This is a genomic window from Dickeya oryzae (assembly GCF_009372235.1).
Lineage (GTDB): Bacteria > Pseudomonadota > Gammaproteobacteria > Enterobacterales > Enterobacteriaceae > Dickeya > Dickeya oryzae.
The window spans coordinates 128,458-148,025 of the sequence record NZ_SULL01000017.1; the positions used below are offsets into that span (position 1 = coordinate 128,458).

General features: G+C 53.9%; 18 protein-coding genes. 8 read left to right on the forward strand and 10 right to left on the reverse strand.

The window, feature by feature from the left end:
• Positions 1-100 precede the first annotated feature (100 nt).
• From mglC to purM, 6 genes are all read right to left on the reverse strand, one after another.
• A complete protein-coding gene (gene mglC / locus FAZ14_RS18420) occupies positions 101-1,111 on the reverse strand; it encodes a galactose/methyl galactoside ABC transporter permease MglC (protein ID WP_016942012.1) in 1,011 nt (336 codons plus the stop codon).
• Positions 1,112-1,130: 19 nt separating this feature from the next.
• On the reverse strand, positions 1,131-2,651 hold the full coding sequence (mglA, locus tag FAZ14_RS18425; RefSeq protein WP_016942011.1) for a galactose/methyl galactoside ABC transporter ATP-binding protein MglA: 1,521 nt from the start codon (positions 2,649-2,651) through the stop codon (positions 1,131-1,133).
• Between the two features lie 121 nt (positions 2,652-2,772).
• The gene (gene mglB / locus FAZ14_RS18430; protein WP_016942010.1) at positions 2,773-3,768 is read right to left on the reverse strand and encodes a galactose/glucose ABC transporter substrate-binding protein MglB; all 996 of its coding nucleotides are present in this window, start codon (positions 3,766-3,768) and stop codon (positions 2,773-2,775) included.
• A 413-nt stretch (positions 3,769-4,181) separates the two neighbouring features.
• Positions 4,182-5,180, reverse strand: a complete 999-nt coding sequence (galS, locus tag FAZ14_RS18435; RefSeq protein ID WP_012883830.1) for an HTH-type transcriptional regulator GalS — start codon at positions 5,178-5,180, stop codon at positions 4,182-4,184.
• A gap of 278 nt (positions 5,181-5,458) precedes the next feature.
• Positions 5,459-6,097: a phosphoribosylglycinamide formyltransferase gene (purN, locus tag FAZ14_RS18440; RefSeq protein WP_153508992.1), complete on the reverse strand. Its 639-nt coding sequence runs from the start codon at positions 6,095-6,097 to the stop codon at positions 5,459-5,461.
• A complete protein-coding gene (gene purM / locus FAZ14_RS18445; RefSeq protein WP_016942007.1) occupies positions 6,097-7,134 on the reverse strand; it encodes a phosphoribosylformylglycinamidine cyclo-ligase in 1,038 nt (345 codons plus the stop codon). Before purM ends, purN begins: the two co-directional genes overlap by 1 nt.
• 270 nt (positions 7,135-7,404) lie before the next feature.
• Between purM and upp the strand changes: the two genes are divergently transcribed.
• The 3 genes from upp (at position 7,405) to hda (ending at position 10,354) form a co-directional block, all read left to right on the forward strand.
• The gene (gene upp / locus FAZ14_RS18450; RefSeq protein ID WP_016942006.1) at positions 7,405-8,031 is read left to right on the forward strand and encodes a uracil phosphoribosyltransferase; all 627 of its coding nucleotides are present in this window, start codon (positions 7,405-7,407) and stop codon (positions 8,029-8,031) included.
• A gap of 192 nt (positions 8,032-8,223) precedes the next feature.
• Entirely contained in the window at positions 8,224-9,531 is a 1,308-nt protein-coding gene (uraA, locus tag FAZ14_RS18455; RefSeq protein WP_153508993.1) for a uracil permease, read from the forward strand.
• A 115-nt stretch (positions 9,532-9,646) separates the two neighbouring features.
• Entirely contained in the window at positions 9,647-10,354 is a 708-nt protein-coding gene (gene hda, locus FAZ14_RS18460; RefSeq protein ID WP_016942004.1) for a DnaA inactivator Hda, read from the forward strand.
• Between the two features lie 9 nt (positions 10,355-10,363).
• On the opposite strand, the gene arsC is transcribed toward hda, so the two are convergent.
• The 4 genes from arsC to FAZ14_RS18480 all read right to left on the reverse strand — a co-directional run bounded on the left by arsC (position 10,364) and on the right by FAZ14_RS18480 (position 13,430).
• Positions 10,364-10,720, reverse strand: a complete 357-nt coding sequence (gene arsC, locus FAZ14_RS18465) for an arsenate reductase (glutaredoxin) (RefSeq protein WP_038925179.1) — start codon at positions 10,718-10,720, stop codon at positions 10,364-10,366.
• A 14-nt stretch (positions 10,721-10,734) separates the two neighbouring features.
• The gene (gene bepA, locus FAZ14_RS18470; protein ID WP_016942002.1) at positions 10,735-12,198 is read right to left on the reverse strand and encodes a beta-barrel assembly-enhancing protease; all 1,464 of its coding nucleotides are present in this window, start codon (positions 12,196-12,198) and stop codon (positions 10,735-10,737) included.
• Positions 12,199-12,390: 192 nt separating this feature from the next.
• Positions 12,391-12,858: a thioredoxin-dependent thiol peroxidase gene (gene bcp, locus FAZ14_RS18475; protein WP_012883838.1), complete on the reverse strand. Its 468-nt coding sequence runs from the start codon at positions 12,856-12,858 to the stop codon at positions 12,391-12,393.
• A gap of 2 nt (positions 12,859-12,860) precedes the next feature.
• On the reverse strand, positions 12,861-13,430 hold the full coding sequence (locus FAZ14_RS18480) for a glycine cleavage system transcriptional repressor (protein ID WP_012883839.1): 570 nt from the start codon (positions 13,428-13,430) through the stop codon (positions 12,861-12,863).
• Between the two features lie 147 nt (positions 13,431-13,577).
• Here FAZ14_RS18480 and dapA point away from each other — a divergent pair, with 147 nt between their 5' ends.
• The 5 genes from dapA (at position 13,578) to FAZ14_RS18505 (ending at position 19,330) form a co-directional block, all read left to right on the forward strand.
• A complete protein-coding gene (gene dapA / locus FAZ14_RS18485) occupies positions 13,578-14,456 on the forward strand; it encodes a 4-hydroxy-tetrahydrodipicolinate synthase (RefSeq protein ID WP_012883840.1) in 879 nt (292 codons plus the stop codon).
• A gap of 16 nt (positions 14,457-14,472) precedes the next feature.
• On the forward strand, positions 14,473-15,513 hold the full coding sequence (gene bamC / locus FAZ14_RS18490) for an outer membrane protein assembly factor BamC (RefSeq protein ID WP_029456413.1): 1,041 nt from the start codon (positions 14,473-14,475) through the stop codon (positions 15,511-15,513).
• Positions 15,514-15,823: 310 nt separating this feature from the next.
• Positions 15,824-16,537 (forward strand): phosphoribosylaminoimidazolesuccinocarboxamide synthase, encoded by a 714-nt coding sequence (gene purC / locus FAZ14_RS18495; RefSeq protein ID WP_038925180.1) that lies wholly within the window; start codon positions 15,824-15,826, stop codon positions 16,535-16,537.
• A gap of 302 nt (positions 16,538-16,839) precedes the next feature.
• Positions 16,840-17,292: a DUF441 domain-containing protein gene (locus FAZ14_RS18500; RefSeq protein WP_016941998.1), complete on the forward strand. Its 453-nt coding sequence runs from the start codon at positions 16,840-16,842 to the stop codon at positions 17,290-17,292.
• A 19-nt stretch (positions 17,293-17,311) separates the two neighbouring features.
• Entirely contained in the window at positions 17,312-19,330 is a 2,019-nt protein-coding gene (locus tag FAZ14_RS18505; RefSeq protein ID WP_153508994.1) for a tRNA(Met) cytidine acetyltransferase TmcA, read from the forward strand.
• Positions 19,331-19,568: the final 238 nt, after the last annotated feature.

Below are 19,568 nucleotides of genomic sequence, written 5' to 3' on the forward strand. Positions count from 1 at the left end.
ATCGGCGATTGGCGGTATCTTATCGTCCCGATACATTAAGCCGGATAAAAAAAACCTGCCACCGAAGTGGCAGGTTTGACAGCGTGAGGCACGGTTCGCGTTATTTTTTGCGAGCGTACTTCAGGGAGTCGAGGGCAACAGCGAAAATGATGATGCCGCCTTTGATAATGTACTGCCAGTAAGGGCTGACGCCGATGTAAGTCAGACCGTAGTTGATGAGGGTGAAGATGATAACCCCGGTCACGACACCGGCAACCGTACCCACACCACCGGCAAACGACACGCCGCCGACCACGCACGCGGCGATGGCGTCAAGTTCATACATAAAGCCCAGGTTGTTGGTGGCGCTACCGATACGACCTGCTTCCAGCATACCGCCGAAGGCATAGAACACGCCGGACAGCATGTACACCCAAATCAGGTTCAGCGACACGTTCACACCAGACACTTTGGCGGCTTCCGGGTTACCGCCGATAGCGAAGATGTTTTTACCAAAACGGGTTTTATTCCACAAAATCCACACGAACAGTGACGCAATTGCTGCGTAGAACGTGATGTAGGACAGTTTGAAATCACCGAGGCGCACAAAGCCCTGTGTGAAGGTGGAGAAACGGTCGTCAAAGCCGGCGATCGGGGAAGCGCCCACGATGTCGTAGTACAGTGAGTTGATACCGTAAACGATGATCATCGTACCCAATGTGGTGATGAACGGCGTCACTTTCAGGTAGGCGATGATAAGACCGTTGACCAGACCAATCACTGCACCGATAGCACAAACGATCAGAATAACCAGCGGGATCGGCATGGTTTCCAGGTGTGGGAACACCTTGTTGGTGTTGTCCATTGCTTGTAACAGCGTGGCGGCAACCACGGCGGCGAGGCCGACCTGGCGACCAGCTGACAGGTCGGTACCTTGCGTGACGATAAGCCCGGCTACGCCAAGCGCGATAATGACGCGCACCGAAGACTGGGTAAGAATGTTACTCAGGTTGGTGAGGCTGAGGAAGGTGGGGTCCTGGATAATAATAATCACCAGCAGTACCAGCAGTACGGCGTAAATACCACTGTCTTTCAGCCAGGTGAGCGCACTTTTTTTAGTTGTAGCTTTCATGGTAACAGCCCTTGCATCATTAAAGGTGTAACGACGCTAAACGGAGAATTTCGTTCTGCGTGGTGTTCTTGGTTTCGACAATGCCTGCGACGAGGCCATTACTCATCACCAGAATACGGTCGGTGATGCCCAGCAGCTCTGGCATTTCAGACGAAATGATGATGATTCCTTTGCCTTTTTTCGCCAGCTCTGAAATCAGCTGATAAATCTCGAATTTCGCGCCCACGTCAATGCCACGGGTCGGTTCGTCGAGCATCAGTATTTCCGGCTGAGTCAGCAGCCAGCGTCCGATGATGACCTTCTGCTGGTTACCGCCGGACAGCGAGCCGATAGCGGTGTGGTGGCCTGGGGTTTTTACCCGCATGGAATCAATCACCCACTGCACATCGCTTTTCATGCGTTTGTTGTCCAGCAGGCCGAGGCTATTTTTGTATTTGTGAATATTGGAAATCAGCGAGTTAAAGCCGACATCCAGATAGGCGTAGATACCGGTAGAGCGGCGCTCTTCGGTGACCAACGCGAAACCGTTATTAATCGCTTCGTTAGCGTTGTGATTGTTGATGTCTTTGCCGTGCAGCTTGATAGTGCCGCTGAGTTTTTCGCGGATACCAAACAGGGTTTCAACGATATCGGTACGTTTGGCACCGACCAGACCCGCAATCCCCAGAATCTCACCCTGGCGCAGGTCAAACGACACATCGCGGATAGACGGTTGACGCATTGAGGTCAAACTGCGTACTTCCAGCATCACGTCACCCGGGGTGTTGGTTTTATCCGGGAAGCGTTGATTGAGGGAACGGCCCACCATCATGGCGATGATCTGGTCCATATTCAGGCCTTCGAGCGGCTGAGTCGCGACCCACTGACCGTCACGCAGGACGGTGATTTCATCGCACAACTGGAAGATCTCTTCCATTTTGTGGGAGATATAAACAATGCCGCAGCCCCGGTCTTTCAGCTTACGGATGATAGTGAACAGATGGTTCACCTCTTTTTCCGTCAGTGACGAGGTGGGCTCGTCCATGATGACGATTTTGGCATTGTAGGAGAATGCTTTGGCGATCTCGATCATCTGCATCTGCGACACGGACAGTGTGGCTACTTTGTCGCGCGGATCGATATCGATATCCAGTTCATCGAAAATGGCTTTGGTGTCGCGATACATTTTTTCCTGATCGACGAACAACCCTTTTTTGGGATAACGGCCGAGCCACATGTTATCCATGACCGAGCGTTGCAAAACCAGGTTCAATTCCTGATGCACCATGGATACGCCGTTCTCCAGCGCTTCTTTCGCGCTTTTGAAATCGATCTCCTGCCCTTGGAATTGAATGCTGCCTGTATCTTTCTGATAAATGCCGAACAGACATTTCAGTAGAGTCGATTTTCCTGCGCCGTTTTCTCCCATCAGGGCATGGATAGAGTGAGGGCGCACCTTCAGGTTGACATTATCCAATGCCTTTACACCGGGAAACGACTTACTGATATTGGTCATCTCCAGCAGGAATTCGCGCTGAGTGGTTAGAGTATCACTGGTCATATTTTACCTGGTCGAAATAATTACCTGGCTGAAACGTTGCCAGACTGAACACGACTGTCTGGCTGAAAAAACCGGTCGTTCAAACAGTGAAGGGCGCAGCAGTTGCTGCGCCCCGACAAGATTACTTCGTGAATTGCGCCAGGTTGTCTTTATCAACCGGCACGTAAGGTACGCGGACCACCTTGTTTTCAATTTTGAAGTTGGTGCCTTCCGCTGCCGGTTTGCCCAGTGCCAGGTTTTTCGCCAGATCAATAGTGGCTTTGGCCTGGTTGTCAGCGTCATTCAGCACAGTACCAGCCAGTGCGCCGGATTTGATCAGCGACAGGGCTTCTGGCAGCGCGTCAACGCCGAATACCGGAATGCTGCTCTTGTTATGCGCTTTCAGCGCTTCGACAGCACCCATTGCCATGGCGTCGTTGTTGGCAATCAGCACTTCAATCTTGTCGGCGTTAGGACCAGACATCCAGGCGTCAACCTTGTCTTTCGCCATAGCGGTATCCCACATGGCGGTATCCATCTGCAACTGCTGGACTTTGATGCCGTCTTTGGTCAGGGTATCAATCACGTATTTGGTACGGGCTTCGGCATCCGGATGGCCCGGTTCGCCTTTGAGCAGGGCGTACTGGATAACGCCATCTTTGTTCAGATCCCATGATGGGTTGGCTTTCCAGTGTTTGGCGATCAACTGACCCTGAATGATCCCGGATTCTTTGGAATCAGTACCGACGTAGTAGGCTTTGTCATAGCTGGCCAGTACTTTTGCGTTCGGTTCTTTGTTGAAGAACACCACCGGTACATCGGCCGCTTTCGCTTTCTGTACCACAATGGCCGCAGCAGCCGGGTCAACCAGGTTGATAGCCAGTGCTTTCACGCCTTTGGCCAGCAGAACATCGACCTGATCGTTTTGTTTGGATTGGTCGTTCTGCGAGTCATTCATCAGCAGTTCGACGCCACCCAGGGCTTTGGCTTCTTTTTCAATATCTTTACGCACCATCGACATGAAGTTGTCGTCGTATTTGTAGATGGTGACGCCGATACGGGTATCCGCGGCATGGGCGGAGGCTCCGAACATCATACTGGCAACCAGGGCGGTGAGAGTGAAAACCTTCTTATTCATGATATCTCCGGGTTTATGCAGGGTAGTTCTCAGTCCGGCCGCACAACGCAAGGTAGACGTAGTACGGCAGTCAGTTAGTCGTCATCAGTGGCGGGTAACGCCGGTCTGATGGAGTTTGCAGGCATGGCCCGCTTAAAGCCTGACTTCCCTGTTTCAGGCGGCGTTCGCCGGTTGGCAGCGCGACCTGATAATGCATCCTGAATATAAACAGCGTCCTGAAACTGATATTGTGAACGTTTTCGCCGTGGCGGCCGCTAACAATTCAACTGACTGGGCGACCGTGTTACAAGGCGTCCGGCCTACGCAGTACGCCACCATCATAGAGAGCGCAATGTTAATTAACTGTGAATTTACTCACAAATTGAAAGCGGTTACATGGATGATTTGAATGAATTAGTGACCTCTTGCACATTTTAACGGGCCGCCACCGAATGCCGCCGTACCAGCGTCGGCATGAAACAGTGTCTGGCTGTTGGGTCCAGCAATCCTGCCGCGCCTTTTAGCGCCAGCTCTGTGGCGATTTTTGCCATGGAAACAATAGGGTAGCGGATAGTAGTCAGGCGCGGATCGGTGTAACGGGAAATGGGGATATCATCGAAGCCGACCACCGAGAACCGTTCCGGTACCGAAATGCCATTATCTTTCAACGCCATTAAAGCACCTGCGGCCATACCGTCGTTATAAGCGAAGACGGCTGTTAACTGCTGGTTGCGTCCCAGCAGTTCCACCATCGCCGCTTCTCCCCCTTGCAGGTCGGGCTCGCCAGCGGCAATCCACTCATCAGGCGGCTCGATGCCATGTTCCTGTAACGCTTGTCGCCAGCCAGTCAGACGTTCCGTTACGTCTTCTATCGGGTGACTGGATCGCAGATAGCCAATGCGTTGGTGCCCTTGTTGTAACAACATACGGGTCGCCATCATGGCACCGCTAACGTTGTCGAGGCAGACGCAGCGGTGCGCGTAGTTCGGCAGCACCCGGTTGATCAGCACCATGCCGGGGACCTGATCCATGAAGCCTGCCAGCTCCTCATCGGATAAGGCTTTGGCATGCACGATCAGCGCGTTACAACGCTGGCGGATCAGCACTTCGATGGCATGCCGTTCCTTTTCTTCCTGGTGGTAGGAGTTGTTTATCAGCACATGCTTTTGCAGGCGCTGTGCCACGGTATCAACGGCTTTGACCATCGCGCCGAAGAACGGGTCCGACACGTCCATGACCACCACACCAATGGTGTCACTGACCTGTGATGCCAGTGCCTGCGCGTTAGCATTAGGCCGGTACCCCAATTGTTCGACGGTTTGCAGCACCAGATCGCGCGTCTGTTGGGTGACCGCGCTGTTGTTATTGAGCACACGGGAAACGGTAGCGATGGAAACGCCCGCCTGACGTGCGACATCACGGATGGTAATCATGCATACTCACCACAGAAGAAAAAGTTCACAAGGGCGCCTCTGGCATTCAACCTGTTGGACTTATTCTGTCAGGCGTTATGGATAGACTACGTGAGTCATGTCACAGTGATGAAAGCGGTTACATACAATTCTGTAACCTTTGTGACGAGGGTCATTATCCGGGAAAAAGAGCGCGGCTTGATGCGACCCTGTTTATGAAGGCATGACGAGGATAACACGCAAAAACAACGCCCCGGCGATGCCAGGGCGTGAGGTAGGCGGACGCTGAGTCAGGCGGTTTATTCAGCGGCGTAGCCGCTTGCGGGAATCACTTCACCGTCAAGCCAGGCGTGATTATCGCGCAGTGCCAGACGTCCTGCCAGGAACCAGCCGACAACCAGCGGGTAGATGCTGTGTTCCTGCGTTTGCACCCGCTCTTGAATATCCTGCTCGGTATCGCCGGGAAAAATGGGCACTCTGGCTTGCAGAATAACCGGGCCACCATCCAACTCTTCGGTGACAAAATGCACCGAGGTGCCGTGCTCGCTGTCACCGTTTTCCAGCGCCTTGCGGTGGGTATGCAAGCCGGGATAGTTGGGCAGCAGCGACGGGTGGATATTCAGCATTTTCCCCAGAAAACGGGTAACGAATTCGGCACTGAGGATCCGCATATATCCAGCCAATACCACGACATCAGGCTGATATTTCTCAATTTCAATTGCCAGTGCGGCATCGAAGTCGGTACGACTGGCGTAATCGCCCGGCAGTAGCGCATGGGTCGCGATACCGGCGTCACGAGCCCGCTTGAGGCCGAAAGCATCCGGGTTATTGCTCAATACCGCACTAATTCGCCCGGGAAGGCGACCATGCTGGCAGGCGTCAATCAACGCCTGCAGATTGCTTCCCTGACCTGAAATCAGGACAACGATGTTTTTCATCACTGGATGACCACGGTTTCTCCGCCATCGGTACGGGTAATGACACCGATCTTCCAGGCAGTTTCACCGTTGCTGGCAAGGTGAGCGATAGCGTTGTCCGCTTGATCGGCTGGCAGCGCGATGATCATGCCCACGCCACAGTTAAAGGTACGATACATTTCGTGACGGCTGACATTGCCATTTTGCTGCAGCCACTGGAACACAGACGGCCACTGCCAGCTGGATTCTTCGATCGTCGCCTGCATACCTTCCGGCAATACGCGCGGAATGTTTTCCCAGAAACCGCCGCCGGTCAGGTGGGAAATGGCGTGCACGTCTACGTTTTCAATCAGTGACAGTACGGATTTCACGTAAATTTTAGTCGGGGCCAGCAGGTGATCAGCCAGTGATTTACCATCCAGTTGAATCTGTTCCGGATTAGCGCCACTCACTTCGAGGATTTTACGGATCAGCGAGTAACCGTTGGAGTGCGGGCCGCTGGAAGCCAGTGCGACCAGTGCGTCGCCTTCGCGTACTTTACTGCCGTCAATAATCTCGGCTTTTTCAACCACGCCGACGCAGAAACCGGCCACGTCGTAATCATCACCGTGGTACATGCCGGGCATTTCAGCGGTTTCGCCGCCCACCAGCGCACAGCCAGACTGTTTGCAGCCTTCGGCGATACCGGTGATAACGCGGGCTGCCGTGTCTACATCCAGCTTACCGGTGGCGTAATAATCCAGGAAAAACAGCGGCTCGGCACCTTGTACCACCAGGTCGTTGACGCACATTGCCACCAGGTCGATACCAATCGTATCGTGACGCTGCAGGTCCATCGCCAGACGCAGCTTGGTGCCAACCCCATCGGTACCGGAAACCAGTACCGGTTCGCGGTATTTTTGCGGTAAGGCGCACAGGGCACCGAAACCGCCCAATCCACCCATGACTTCCGGGCGACGGGTCTGTTTCACTACACCTTTGATACGGTCTACCAATGCATTACCAGCATCAATATCCACGCCTGCGTCTTTATAGCTGAGAGAGGTTTTATCGGTCACTGCGGAGTCCCCACGGAGGTTACGATTGGTTTAAAAAATGGAGCGCGCTAATTCTAACAGCGTAAGCAAACGTTTGCGAGCAGTGTCTTCGCTGTGTGGCGCTTTCGTCAGAAGACGATGAAGGCCGCTATCGGTTGTCTGGGGGAGGGATAGCGATAATTTCCGTTTTCGCTTGATTTGGATCAGACTGGAATCTATGGCGTACATTTGAAAAAGCGGTATAATCCCGCGATTTTTTTGGCCGTCCACTGCCGATGGGAGTAAAAAGTAATGAAAATCGTCGAGGTAAAACACCCGCTCGTTAAGCATAAACTGGGTCTGATGCGCGAGCACGATATCAGTACCAAGCGTTTCCGTGAACTGGCGTCTGAAGTCGGTAGTTTGCTGACCTATGAAGCCACCGCCGATTTGGCGACGGAAAAAGTGACCATCGAAGGCTGGTGCGGCCCGGTTGAAGTTGACCAAATCAAAGGTAAAAAAATTACCGTCGTACCGATCCTGCGTGCTGGCCTTGGCATGATGGAAGGGGTGCTGGAAAACGTACCGAGTGCGCGTATCAGCGTGGTAGGGATGTACCGCGACGAACAAACGCTGGAGCCGGTTCCCTATTTCCAGAAACTGGCTTCTAACATCGACGAACGCATGGCGCTGGTCGTTGACCCAATGCTGGCGACTGGCGGCTCGATGATTGCCACTATCGACCTGCTGAAGAAAGCCGGTTGCCTTAGCATTAAGGTGCTGGTGCTGGTTGCGGCGCCTGAAGGGATTGCCGCGCTGGAGAAAGCGCATCCGGATGTAGAGTTGTACACCGCTTCTATCGACAAGGGCCTCAACGAACACGGTTACATTATGCCGGGCCTGGGTGATGCGGGCGACAAGCTGTTTGGTACGAAATGATAGCCAGCCGACTGTAGAGTCGGCTTTTTTTTGCGTATAAGCCGCCGTTTCTGACCTAACCTAACGGCTGGCCCCTGCGTATTCCACGGATGGCGAGATTTTTTCAGCGTCGATGAGATGAAGAGTGGTCGGCGCTGAACTTTCTGCCGGGGTTCCCGGTATTTTTCAGTCTGAGACACAGAGGAAAACACGATGACTCGTCGCGCCATCGGCGTCAGTGAACGCCCCCCACTTTTGCAAACGATACCGCTGAGTTTCCAGCATCTGTTTGCGATGTTCGGAGCCACCGTACTGGTGCCCATTCTGTTCAAAATTAACCCGGCAACCGTACTGCTGTTCAACGGCATCGGGACACTGCTTTATCTGTTTATCTGTAAAGGTAAAATCCCGGCGTATCTGGGTTCTAGTTTTGCGTTTCTCTCGCCGGTCTTTCTGCTATTGCCGCAGGGATATGAAGTGGCGCTGGGCGGCTTTATTCTGTGCGGCGCACTGTTTTGTCTGGTGGCGTTGCTGGTGAAAAAAGTCGGAACTGGCTGGCTGAACGTGATTTTCCCACCGGCGGCGATGGGGGCGATTGTCGCGGTAATCGGGCTGGAACTGGCGGGTGTGGCGGCCAACATGGCGGGCTTGCTGCCTGCTGCCGGTACTGAAATGGATACCAAGACTGTCACTGTTTCACTGGTCACGCTAGCGGTAACCGTGCTGGGCTCCGTCTTGTTTCGCGGTTTTCTGGCGATTATCCCTATCCTGATTGGCGTACTGGTAGGGTATGCGCTTGCTTTCGTGATGGGCATGGTGGATTTAACGCCGATCGCTCAGGCGCACTGGTTCGCTTTACCCACCTTTTATACACCGCGTTTTGAGTGGGTGGCGATGCTGACGGTACTGCCGGCCGCGCTGGTGGTAGTCGCCGAACATGTGGGCCATCTGGTGGTCACCGCCAATATCGTGAAAAAAGATCTGATGCGTGACCCAGGTTTGCACCGGTCGTTGTTTGCTAACGGTATTTCTACCATGTTATCCGGCTTTTTTGGTTCCACACCGAATACGACTTACGGTGAGAATATCGGCGTACTGGCGATTACCAAAGTGTACAGTACCTGGGTTATCGGCGGCGCGGCGATCATTGCGATTCTGCTCTCTTGTGTCGGTAAGCTGGCTGCGGCAATTCAGGCGGTGCCGGTTCCGGTGATGGGCGGCGTATCGCTGCTGTTGTACGGTGTTATCGGTGCATCCGGTATTCGTGTGCTGATCGAATCCAAAGTGGATTACAACAAGGCACAGAACCTGATCCTGACCTCGGTCATCCTGATCATCGGCGTCAGCGGCGCGAAGATCCACCTGGGCGCGGTCGAGCTCAAAGGGATGGCGCTGGCCACGGTGGTGGGTGTGTTCCTGAGCCTCGTGTTTCGCGTTATCAGCCTGTTCCGTAAAGAAGAAGAGGTGATTGATGAGGTGGACGACAACACTTCTTCTGCTCACTCCTCTTCTGCACACTAATTCTCCGGCCCGTTGATGTTGCGACGGGCGGTGCGTTGAACCGGCTGGATGCCGGTTCAATCGCAAAAGGTTTCTATGCTAAACTTGATTCGTTTTCCTGCCTGTTTGGTTTGAGGTGCTTCTGAACACACCGGCACAGTTATCATTGCCACTCTATTTACCCGATGACGAAACCTTTGCCAGTTTCTACCCGGGAGAAAACACGTCTCTGCTGGCTGCTATCCATACGACGTTAGATCAGGAACATGGCAGTTACATCTATTTCTGGTCACGTGAAGGCGGCGGCCGTAGTCACCTGCTGCATGCAGCTTGCGCTGAATTGTCCCGTCTTGGTCGTGCAGTCGGTTATGTGCCGTTAGATAAGCGTGCCTATTTCGTTCCAGAGGTACTGGACGGGATGGAGCAACTGTCGCTGGTCTGTATCGATAATATTGAAGCGATCGCCGGTGACGATGCGTGGGAAATGGCACTGTTTAATCTATACAACCGCATTCAGGAAGGTGGACGCACCCGCTTGCTGATTACCGGCGATCGTCCGCCGCGTCAGATCAATCTGCAACTGGCGGATCTGGCTTCGCGTCTCGACTGGGGGCAAATCTATCGGTTGCAGCCGTTGTCGGATGAAGAAAAAGGCGAGGCGTTACAATTGCGGGCTCGGTTGCGTGGCTTTGAACTGCCGGAAGACGTCAGCCGCTTTTTGCTAAAGCGGCTGGATCGGGAAATGCGCACGTTATTTATGACGCTGGACCAGCTCGATCACGCGTCCATCACCGCCCAACGTAAACTGACGATCCCTTTCGTCAAAGAGATCCTCGGGCTGTAATGCCATCTGTCACAGGATATCCAGCACCTGCTCTGGTGGGCGACCCAGTTTAGCGTGGCCGTTGGCAACCACGATTGGGCGTTCAATCAATTTCGGGTGGGTGACCATTGCCTCAATCAGTTGAGCCTCTGTCAGTGTGTCGTCAGCCAGATTCAATTCGCGGTACAACTCTTCTTTTCGACGCATCAGTTCGCGCGCACTGCTAAATCCCAGTTGTTTAATCAGCCTGGTGAGGGCAGCGGCATCCGGTGGCGTATCCAGATACAACACCACCTCTGGTTCGATGCCTTGTTGCTGGAGCAGCGTCAGTGTTTCGCGGCTCTTGGAGCAACGGGGATTATGATAGATGGTCACCGATTTACTCATTACATTCACCTTTTTCAGGATTTTTCATAAGGGCGGAAACGTTGCTGCATCGCACGTAACTGGTCGATGCGGGCGTCGTAGCGTGCCTGATCGAGGCTGCCGAGCTTGCTTTGTGAGCTGGCGTTACTCAGCAAACGAATCGCCTGATCCAGTTTGCCGTTAAGTGCCAGGCTTTCCGCCCGGGATGCCAGCTCTTCACCGCGCATATTCTGGGCGGCAGAAGCCTGCGCCAGTAAGTCCCAGCCATTTGGATCGTCCGGATGGGCATAGGTGTATTTACGCAAGATACGAATAGCGTCGGCGGATTTACGGCTTTCTACCATCGCGTTAGCCAGATTGATCTGCAGGACTGGGTTGTCCTGCGCATCCGGCACTTTCTGCAAACGGGCGACGGCTTGATCCGCTCGCTGCTGACCGATATCGATATCCGTCATCAGATCAAGAAACCAGGGACTTGATGGCGATTTATCCAGCAAGGGTTGCAGCGTCGCGCGTGCTTCATCGTACTTTTTGGCTTGATAGGCCCGAATAGCTCGGCCGTATTGAGCCGCCAACTGCTCGCGTGCGTTGCCTTTGGCCCAGTTGTCTAACAGGGCGGCACCATACGGGTTATCTTGCGAGACGTACATCCCCAACACACGCGCCTTGGCGAATAGAAAATCCTGCGAGGAGTGCACCGGGGTGGATTTCATCTGATTGGCGCGGTTGCGGGCGTCCGAAAGTCGGCTTTCCGGCAACGGGTGCGTCAGCAATATTTCCGGTGGTTTAGTGGCGTAGCGCGAGATATCCGCCAGTCGTTGCAGGAAATTGGGCATCGCCTGTGGGTCAAAGCCGGCTCGTTGTAATACCTGAATCCCGATGCGGTCTGCTTCCTGTTCATTCGCTTGGGTAAAGCTGATGACGCTTTGCTGTGCGCCTGCCAGCGTACCGCTGAGTGCGGCGATCCCGGCCTGTGGGTTTGCCATCGCCAGTAGCAGTGAACCAAACGCGCCAGCCCAGGCGAGCGGTGCGCTGGCTTTCTGAGCTTCCATGGCGCGAGCCAGATGGCGCTGGGTTACGTGGGAGATTTCGTGCGCCAGTACCGAGGCCAGCTCACTTTCACTTTCCACATAGCGGAATAGCCCGGAGTGCAGCACGACATTGCCACCGAAGAAGGCGAAGGCGTTGATTTCGTCGTTGTTGACCAGAAAAAAGTGAAACGGCGTACGCACGGAATCGGCCGACTTCACCAACCGTCCGCCCAACTGATTGATGTACTGCAGCAACAACGGGTCGTTAATCAGCGGCGCACCGGCACGCAACTGGCGCAGGTAGAAATCCCCCATCACCAGTTCCTGATTAATACTGAGCGTTCCGCCAGCGGTGGTGCCGATATCCGGCAACGTGTCCTGTGTCGTGGCTGTGACCATCAGCGGGCTTGCGCTCAGTAACGCGCCTGCCAGTAGGGCGATGACCGTCTGTTTGAACCGATAGGACATAACGAAGACAACCTTTCGAACAACCTGAAAGAATGGTCATCATCTTAGCCAGCAGTGGCACACAATGAAACATGAATAGGGAAAAAGGCGGTGTAAAAAATGGGAAATGCGTGGTGGTTTGTGGTTTGCCGACGCACACGAATACCGCGTCGGCAATAATCAGGAGCAGAATAATCAAGAAAAGGAAAAGGTTCAGGCACCTTTTAAGTAATTCAATACGATATCGTGGTGATTACTGGTCTTGAAGTCATCGAATACTTTTTCGATGTTGCCTTCAGCGTTGATAAGAAAACTGACCCGGTGAATGCCATCATAGGTTTTACCCATGAAGGTTTTTTCACCCCATACGCCGAACTGTTCTGCTACCTGATGGTCTTCATCAGCCAGCAAGGTAAAGTTCAGCAGTTCTTTTTCCGTAAAGCGGGACAATTTCTCCGGCTTATCGGTGCTGATACCCAGAACCTCAACGCCGAATGTCTTCAGCTCGTCCATGTTATCGCGAAGCCCACAGGCTTGCACGGTGCAACCTGGCGTCATGGCCTTGGGATAGAAATACACCAACACCCGTTGTCCCTGGAAGTCGGCCAAATTAACTTGTTCGCCATCCTGGTCGGGCAAGCTAAATTTCGGTGCGGTATCACCGGCTTTCAGTGTGGTCATCACTACTCTCCATCTTTCTCTTCGTGCTGTGGATAGTTCACAACGCTAATACTGCCTTGCGCGTGCAGTTCTGTACATAGCTGATGAAAGGCTGGCTCAATAATTGAACCGGCTAACGCAGCCGGGCTGTGCGCCGTAATCTGGATATACAGTTGCGGCGGTGTATCGCCATCGGCAGGGCGGGTTTTTGACACCAGCTCGGCGATGTTCATTTGATGAGAATCAAACAGATCAGTAAAGCGTTCAATGATGTGTGGGGAGTCAGCAACATCCACTTTGACCCACACGGTAGCCGGCATCGGTGGGCGGGACTGCGATTCTGTACGTTTCATCACAATCAGCAAATCCAGTTCGACACCTTTGAGTGGCAGGGTGGACTCGATAAGCGTAATCGCGTTCCAACTGCCAGAAAGCAACATGATAAACGTGAACTCGGTGCCCAGCATCGCAAGTCGGCTATCTTCGATGTTGCAACCACAGCTACTGACATGGCGGGTAATCGTATTAACGATACCGGGACGGTCCGTCCCCAACGCGGTAATGACCAGATAGTGTTCTTGTGGGCGCGGCAAAATAGTGCTTCCTGTACAAAATGTTGGGAGTAACATGGTAAACATAAAAAAAACCACCTGCCAAGCGCAGACAACCACGGTTGTCTGCTTGCTTTTGCATAGAAGTCAAAAGTACCATGAAGCACTTGTTTGTGGAGGGGATGGCTAATGTTTACGGGTAGTATTGTTGCTCTGGTGACGCCGATGGACGACAAAGGTGCCGTTGATCGTGCGAGCCTGAAAAAACTGATTGATTATCATGTTGCTAGCGGTACGTCCGCGATTGTGTCGGTCGGTACCACCGGCGAGTCCGCCACCTTGAGTCACGATGAGCATGGCGACGTGGTGATGTTGACACTGGAATTAAGCGACGGCCGAATCCCAGTCATCGCCGGTACCGGTGCTAATTCAACGGCTGAGGCGATTTCCCTCACCCAGCGTTTTAACGATACGGGTGTGGCCGGGTGCCTGACCGTGACGCCGTATTACAACAAGCCGACCCAGCATGGTTTGTTCCTGCATTTCAAGGCGATTGCCGAGCATACCGACCTGCCGCAGATCCTCTACAATGTGCCATCCCGTACAGGTTGTGACATGTTGCCGGAAACCGTCGCCCGTCTGTCAGAAGTCAAAAATATTGTTGCCATCAAGGAAGCGACCGGGAACTTAAGCCGTGTCAGCCAGATCCAAGAGCTGGTTCATGAAGATTTCATTTTGCTGAGCGGCGACGACGCCAGCTCGCTGGACTTTATGCAACTCGGTGGCAACGGCGTGATTTCCGTGACAGCCAATATCGCGGCCCGTGAAATGGCGGCGCTGTGCGAGCTGGCGGCTCAAGGGAATTTCGTTGAAGCCCGCCGTCTGAATCAGCGTCTGATGCCGTTGCATCATAAACTGTTTGTTGAACCCAATCCGATTCCGGTGAAATGGGCCTGTAAGGCATTGGGATTGATGGCGACCGACACGCTTCGTCTGCCGATGACGCCGCTGACCGATGCTGGTCGTGACGTGATGGAGCAGGCTATGAAGCAGGCGGGTCTGCTGTAACCGTTAGGGAGATTTGATGAGTTCTTCATTGCAAAAGTCGATGGTGGCAAAGGTTGTCGGTGTTTCGCTGATCATGTTGCTGGCCGCCTGTACCAGCGATCAACGCTACAAGCGTCAGGTTAACGGCGATGAATCCTATCTGCAAACCCCCGAACATCGGGCGTTGAATGTACCGCCCGGTCTGATTCTGCCGTTGCAGAACGGGGATTTCGATATTCCTCCGGTCAACCAGAATGGGCTGGTTGGTAAAGCGCTGGATATTCGCCCGCCGATGCAGCCATTGGCTTTGTTGAATGGTTCCCGCGGTCAGGTATCTGGCAATACGGCGACGCTGTTGCTGGAGAACAATGCGCGCAACAGCAGCCTGTGGTCGGTGTTGACGCAAGTCCTCCAGTCAAAAGGTTATACGATTGCCAGTCGCCAGGATGCCAACCGAACGCTGACGACCGATTGGATCACCTGGAAGCGTGAAGATGAGGATGTTGCGCATCAGGCGCGTTACCAGATAACGCTGCAGACGCAAGGCTATCAACTGGCGCTGACCGTGAAACTGCTGGATCTGCAGCAGAACACCAGCCCGGTGACAGATAGTAGCGAAACTCGGCGTTATACCGCGATGATGCTCAATACGCTGTCTGACGAACTGGATAAGCGTCTGAACGATAATGACAGCGCTCAGGCTAGTCGTAACAGCCAGCAGCTCAATGTTCAGAGCGGCGCTGATGATTCTGGTCTGCCGTTGCTGGTGGTGCGTGGTTCCTACAATCAGGTATGGGACCGCCTGCCGAAAGCGCTGGATAAAGTTGGGATGACCGTTAACGATCGCAGCCGTCCGCAAGGATCGGTGTCTGTCAGCTATAAGGCGCCGGGTAGCGGAACCTGGAACGAACTGGGCGCGCGCGATCCACAATTGCCGAACGGCGATTACAAACTGCAGGTCGGTGATTTGGGCAACCGCAGTACGCTGCAATTTATCGACTCTAAAGGACATACGCTAAGCCAGTCGCAAAATGACGCGCTGGTCGCCGTGTTGCAGGGCGCGTTCAGCAAGTCGTAAAACGCAAGAATATATACCCTAAATAATTCGGGTTGCAGGCAGGCGGCGACGCAGCGAATCCCCAGGAGCTTACTTAAGTAAGTGACTGGGGTGAGCGACAAATCTGCCGTGAGCAGATTTGAACGCAGTTCGCGAGGCCTTGGGATGGGCCGAGTAATAAAGCCAACGCACATGCAACTTGAAGTATGACGGGTATAAGGGTCGGGTTCTCCGGCCCTTCTTCATTTAGTCATCAACGTGATGGGTTTATCAACACGTTCAATTAACGGGCCCGGTGCGGGTGGCCCTTACTTGTGTGGAGTAATAAAAGATGCAAAAGCTAGCTGAGTTGTATCGCGGAAAAGCGAAAACGGTCTACACCACGGAAGATCCGGATCTGTTGGTGTTGGAGTTCCGCAATGATACGTCAGCAGGGGATGGTGCTCGCATTGAGCAGTTTGATCGTAAAGGGATGGTGAATAACAAGTTCAACCATTTCATCATGACCAAGCTGGAAGAAGCTGGGATCCCAACCCAGATGGTGAGCCTGCTGTCGGATACTGAAGTACTGGTGAAGAAGCTGCAAATGGTGCCGGTTGAATGCGTAGTGCGTAACCGTGCTGCGGGGTCGCTTGTTAAACGTCTGGGTATCACGGAAGGTGAGATTCTCAATCCGCCATTGTTCGACCTGTTCCTGAAAAACGACGCCATGCACGACCCGATGGTGAACGAGTCCTACTGCAAGACCTTCGGCTGGGTCAGTGAAGAGAATCTGGCACGTATGAAGGAACTGAGCTACAAAGCCAATGAAGTACTGAGCAAGCTGTTCGGCGATGCAGGTCTGATCCTGGTGGACTTTAAGCTGGAGTTCGGTCTGTTCAAAGGCGAAGTGGTGCTGGGCGATGAGTTCTCGCCGGACGGTAGCCGCCTGTGGGATAAAGAAACCCTGAACAAAATGGATAAAGACCGTTTCCGTCAGAGCCTGGGTGGCCTGATTGAAGCCTATGAAGAAGTCGCACACCGTCTGGGTGTTAAACTGGACTAACTGCGCAATCGTTTACGTTCTGGCAGGCGGCTGTGGTTTCCGGTTGCCAGAACGGGACAGCTGTTTACCTGATACCTGTTAATCTGCCAAAGGTCTGTCTGGTAGCGATTTGTCTGACAAGTCGGTGCCTGTCAGCCCGTTGCCGGATACTGCCTGACGTAGGTCTCTCTGATGCCTCTTCGCGGCTGGCCTCCTGCTGCGTGGCACTCTTCATATTGCTTTAGTGAATCATGCTGCCTGTGTGAAATGAGTGCTATTATTCTCCGCCTGTGTGTCGACTGATTCCGGCAAGGATATGTTTTATGGCCTTTTTTGACCCAACGTTACTTATCTTACTGGCATTGGCTGCCCTCGGTATTATCAGCCAGAACATGACGGTTACCCTGGCTATTTTGTTTTTGGTGGTGGTGCGTATTACGCCGCTGAATCACTATTTCCCGTGGGTGGAAAAATATGGCCTGTCATTTGGGGTGCTGGTACTCACCATCGGTGTGATGGCACCGATTGCCAGCGGCAAAATTTCTGCCGGTGATGTGTTCGCTTCGTTTTTACACTGGAAATCGTTACTGGCGGTGGCCATCGGTGTTGCAGTGTCCTGGCTCGGTGGGCGAGGCGTTACACTGATGAGTAACCAACCCTCGGTTGTGGCCGGTTTGCTGGTGGGTACCGTGATGGGGGTGGCGCTATTTCGTGGTGTGCCAGTGGGGCCACTGATTGCAGCGGGATTGCTCTCGTTACTGATCGGCAAAGGCTAAGTGTGCTTTGGGGAGTGCCGTGGAATCTTTCGTTGTCAGCCAGCATTATCAGCAGCGCTGTGGCATTCGTCGCCTGCTGGTGTTAAGCGGCCAGCCTGACTGGTGCGGCGAGCAGGCGGTACGTTTGAGCGCTCTGCTGCCTGGCGACTGGTTGTGGGTCGGCACATCGGCACCGCAGCACATGACCCCTTTAGCGCCTTCGCGCGTGCGTGGAGTGTTAGGGCAGGAGTATCTGCACGCGGTGTTTGATGCCAGAGAAGGCTTCGATGCACAAGCGCTGGCGATGTTGGCTGGGGCGCTCAAGGCTGGTAGTTGGCTCGTGTTATTGGTTCCCGAGTGGGCGTCGTGGCCTGATAGCCCGGATGCCGATAGCCTGCGCTGGAGTGAACAACCACAGCCGATTGCCACGCCTCGTTTTATCCGACATGTGCAGCGCCAACTGTTGGCGGATGAAGAGGTCGTGGTATGGCACCAGCAAGACGCCGAACCGGTAATTTCTCCCCCTGCTCGTCGCCCGGATTGGTTGCCTGCTACCGGTGAGCCGACATCTTGCCAATCTCGCATCGTGCAGCAACTGCGGCATACCACGTGTGCCGTGTCGGTGATTACCGCACCGCGTGGGCGTGGCAAATCAACGCTGTCCGGTATGCTGGCGAGCCAGTGTCAGGGGGGATGTTGGGTAACGGCACCGTCACGCGCTGCCGGCGAGATTCTGTTACGACAAGCCGGGGAGGCAGCAACATTTTGGGCACCGGACGCCCTGTTGGCGTTCTGTCAGCAGCACGGTACACCACCGGTAGACTGGCTGTTGATTGATGAAGCCGCCGCTATCCCTACGTCGCTATTGCGCTCGTTATTGCCGTTTTTCCGTCGGGTGGTGATGACAACCACGGTTCAAGGCTATGAGGGGACTGGACGTGGTTTTCTGCTTAAATTTTGTGCCTCATTGCCGGACTGGCAGGCTATCGAACTGACTGAGCCACTACGTTGGGCGCAACACGATCCGCTGGAGCACATTGTGGACCGCATGATGTTGTTTGATGCCGAAAAACAGGTACCGGAACGACTTGATGCTCCCCCTGTTATTCGCCCGGAGCGGCAGGATGACTGGCTGAGCCAGCCCGAACGCCTGGAAGGTTGCTATGGATTGCTCTGTAGCGCCCATTACCGTACTTCTGCGCTGGATTTACGCCGCTTGATGGATGCCCCCGGTATGTATGTTGCCAGCGCTTGTGTCGACGAAAAGATTGGCGGGGTTATCTGGCTGGTGGATGAAGGGGGATTGTCGGCGACACTGGCGCAGGAGGTGTGGGCCGGACGCCGTCGCCCAAGCGGAAATTTGGTAGCGCAGTCGTTGGCCGCACACGCTAATCAATGGCAGGCACCGGTGTTACGATCGCGTCGTATCAGTCGTATCGCTGTGCTAGCCGCCCATCGAGGTCAGGGAATCGGTCTGGCACTGGTGCGAGATCAACAGCAACGGGCTCAACAGGCGCAACTGGATTTTCTGTCTGTCAGTTTCGGTTTTCAGCCCGATTTGTGGCAATTCTGGCAACGTTGTGGGTTCCGGTTGGTACGTATCGGTAGTCATGTTGAGGCCAGCAGTGGGTGCTATAGCGCGATGGCACTGTTCCCGCTCAGTGAAGCGGGGGAGGCGTTGACCGCTTTAGCACACCATGAATTACGTCGGGATTGGTTTTGGCTGCGGCGCGATATTCCGTTGACGCTGGATTTGCCACTGGAGACAGAACAGACATTCACGGTTGATGACTGGCGTAATCTGGCGGGGTTTGCTCTGGCTTACCGTCCGCCGGAAGCCTGTCAGGGATCGTTGTCACGTTTGGTACTCCACTCGCCGATGGCATTGGAGGCCTTAAGGCTGTGGCTTGAGCAAGGGAGAAGCGTGGCGGAGTGCGTTCAGCAGCTTCAACTGACGGGTAAAAAGGCGTTGGTTCAGCGCTGGCGTACCGAAACGGTTCAGGCGTTGCAGCATTTGGATGCCGCACAATGGCAACGCTGGCATGACATTATCCTATAGCGAAATAAGTGGTTTTATTCCTCAGATTTATTTCAAGTGGTAACGATCACAATTTTGCAACTAAAACTGTGAGATGACCTGCTGATTTCCCCCGTTCATATACACTGATCCTGATACAGGATAATGGAATAACTTGTTCAATAAACCTCAATATTGACCCGCCATCGAGGGGCGTATAGTGACCGCTGAATATTTTACATAGTCGGTTCCCCCAGAAGAGAACCGCAGGAGAGGCGAT

Bases quoted from the DNA above. Each gene is read 5' to 3' on its own strand.
- purC (WP_038925180.1), top strand. From the start codon at position 15,824: ATGCAAAAGCTAGCTGAGTTGTATCGCGGAAAAGCGAAAACGGTCTAC.
- mglC (WP_016942012.1), bottom strand. From the start codon at position 1,111: ATGAAAGCTACAACTAAAAAAAGTGCGCTCACCTGGCTGAAAGACAGT.
- bepA (WP_016942002.1), bottom strand. From the start codon at position 12,198: ATGTCCTATCGGTTCAAACAGACGGTCATCGCCCTACTGGCAGGCGCG.
- bamC (WP_029456413.1), top strand. From the start codon at position 14,473: ATGAGTTCTTCATTGCAAAAGTCGATGGTGGCAAAGGTTGTCGGTGTT.
- purN (WP_153508992.1), bottom strand. From the start codon at position 6,097: ATGAAAAACATCGTTGTCCTGATTTCAGGTCAGGGAAGCAATCTGCAG.
- FAZ14_RS18500 (WP_016941998.1), top strand. From the start codon at position 16,840: ATGGCCTTTTTTGACCCAACGTTACTTATCTTACTGGCATTGGCTGCC.
- upp (WP_016942006.1), top strand. From the start codon at position 7,405: ATGAAAATCGTCGAGGTAAAACACCCGCTCGTTAAGCATAAACTGGGT.
- uraA (WP_153508993.1), top strand. From the start codon at position 8,224: ATGACTCGTCGCGCCATCGGCGTCAGTGAACGCCCCCCACTTTTGCAA.
- dapA (WP_012883840.1), top strand. From the start codon at position 13,578: ATGTTTACGGGTAGTATTGTTGCTCTGGTGACGCCGATGGACGACAAA.
- galS (WP_012883830.1), bottom strand. From the start codon at position 5,180: ATGATTACCATCCGTGATGTCGCACGTCAGGCGGGCGTTTCCATCGCT.
- bcp (WP_012883838.1), bottom strand. From the start codon at position 12,858: ATGACCACACTGAAAGCCGGTGATACCGCACCGAAATTTAGCTTGCCC.
- mglB (WP_016942010.1), bottom strand. From the start codon at position 3,768: ATGAATAAGAAGGTTTTCACTCTCACCGCCCTGGTTGCCAGTATGATG.
- arsC (WP_038925179.1), bottom strand. From the start codon at position 10,720: ATGAGTAAATCGGTGACCATCTATCATAATCCCCGTTGCTCCAAGAGC.
- mglA (WP_016942011.1), bottom strand. From the start codon at position 2,651: ATGACCAGTGATACTCTAACCACTCAGCGCGAATTCCTGCTGGAGATG.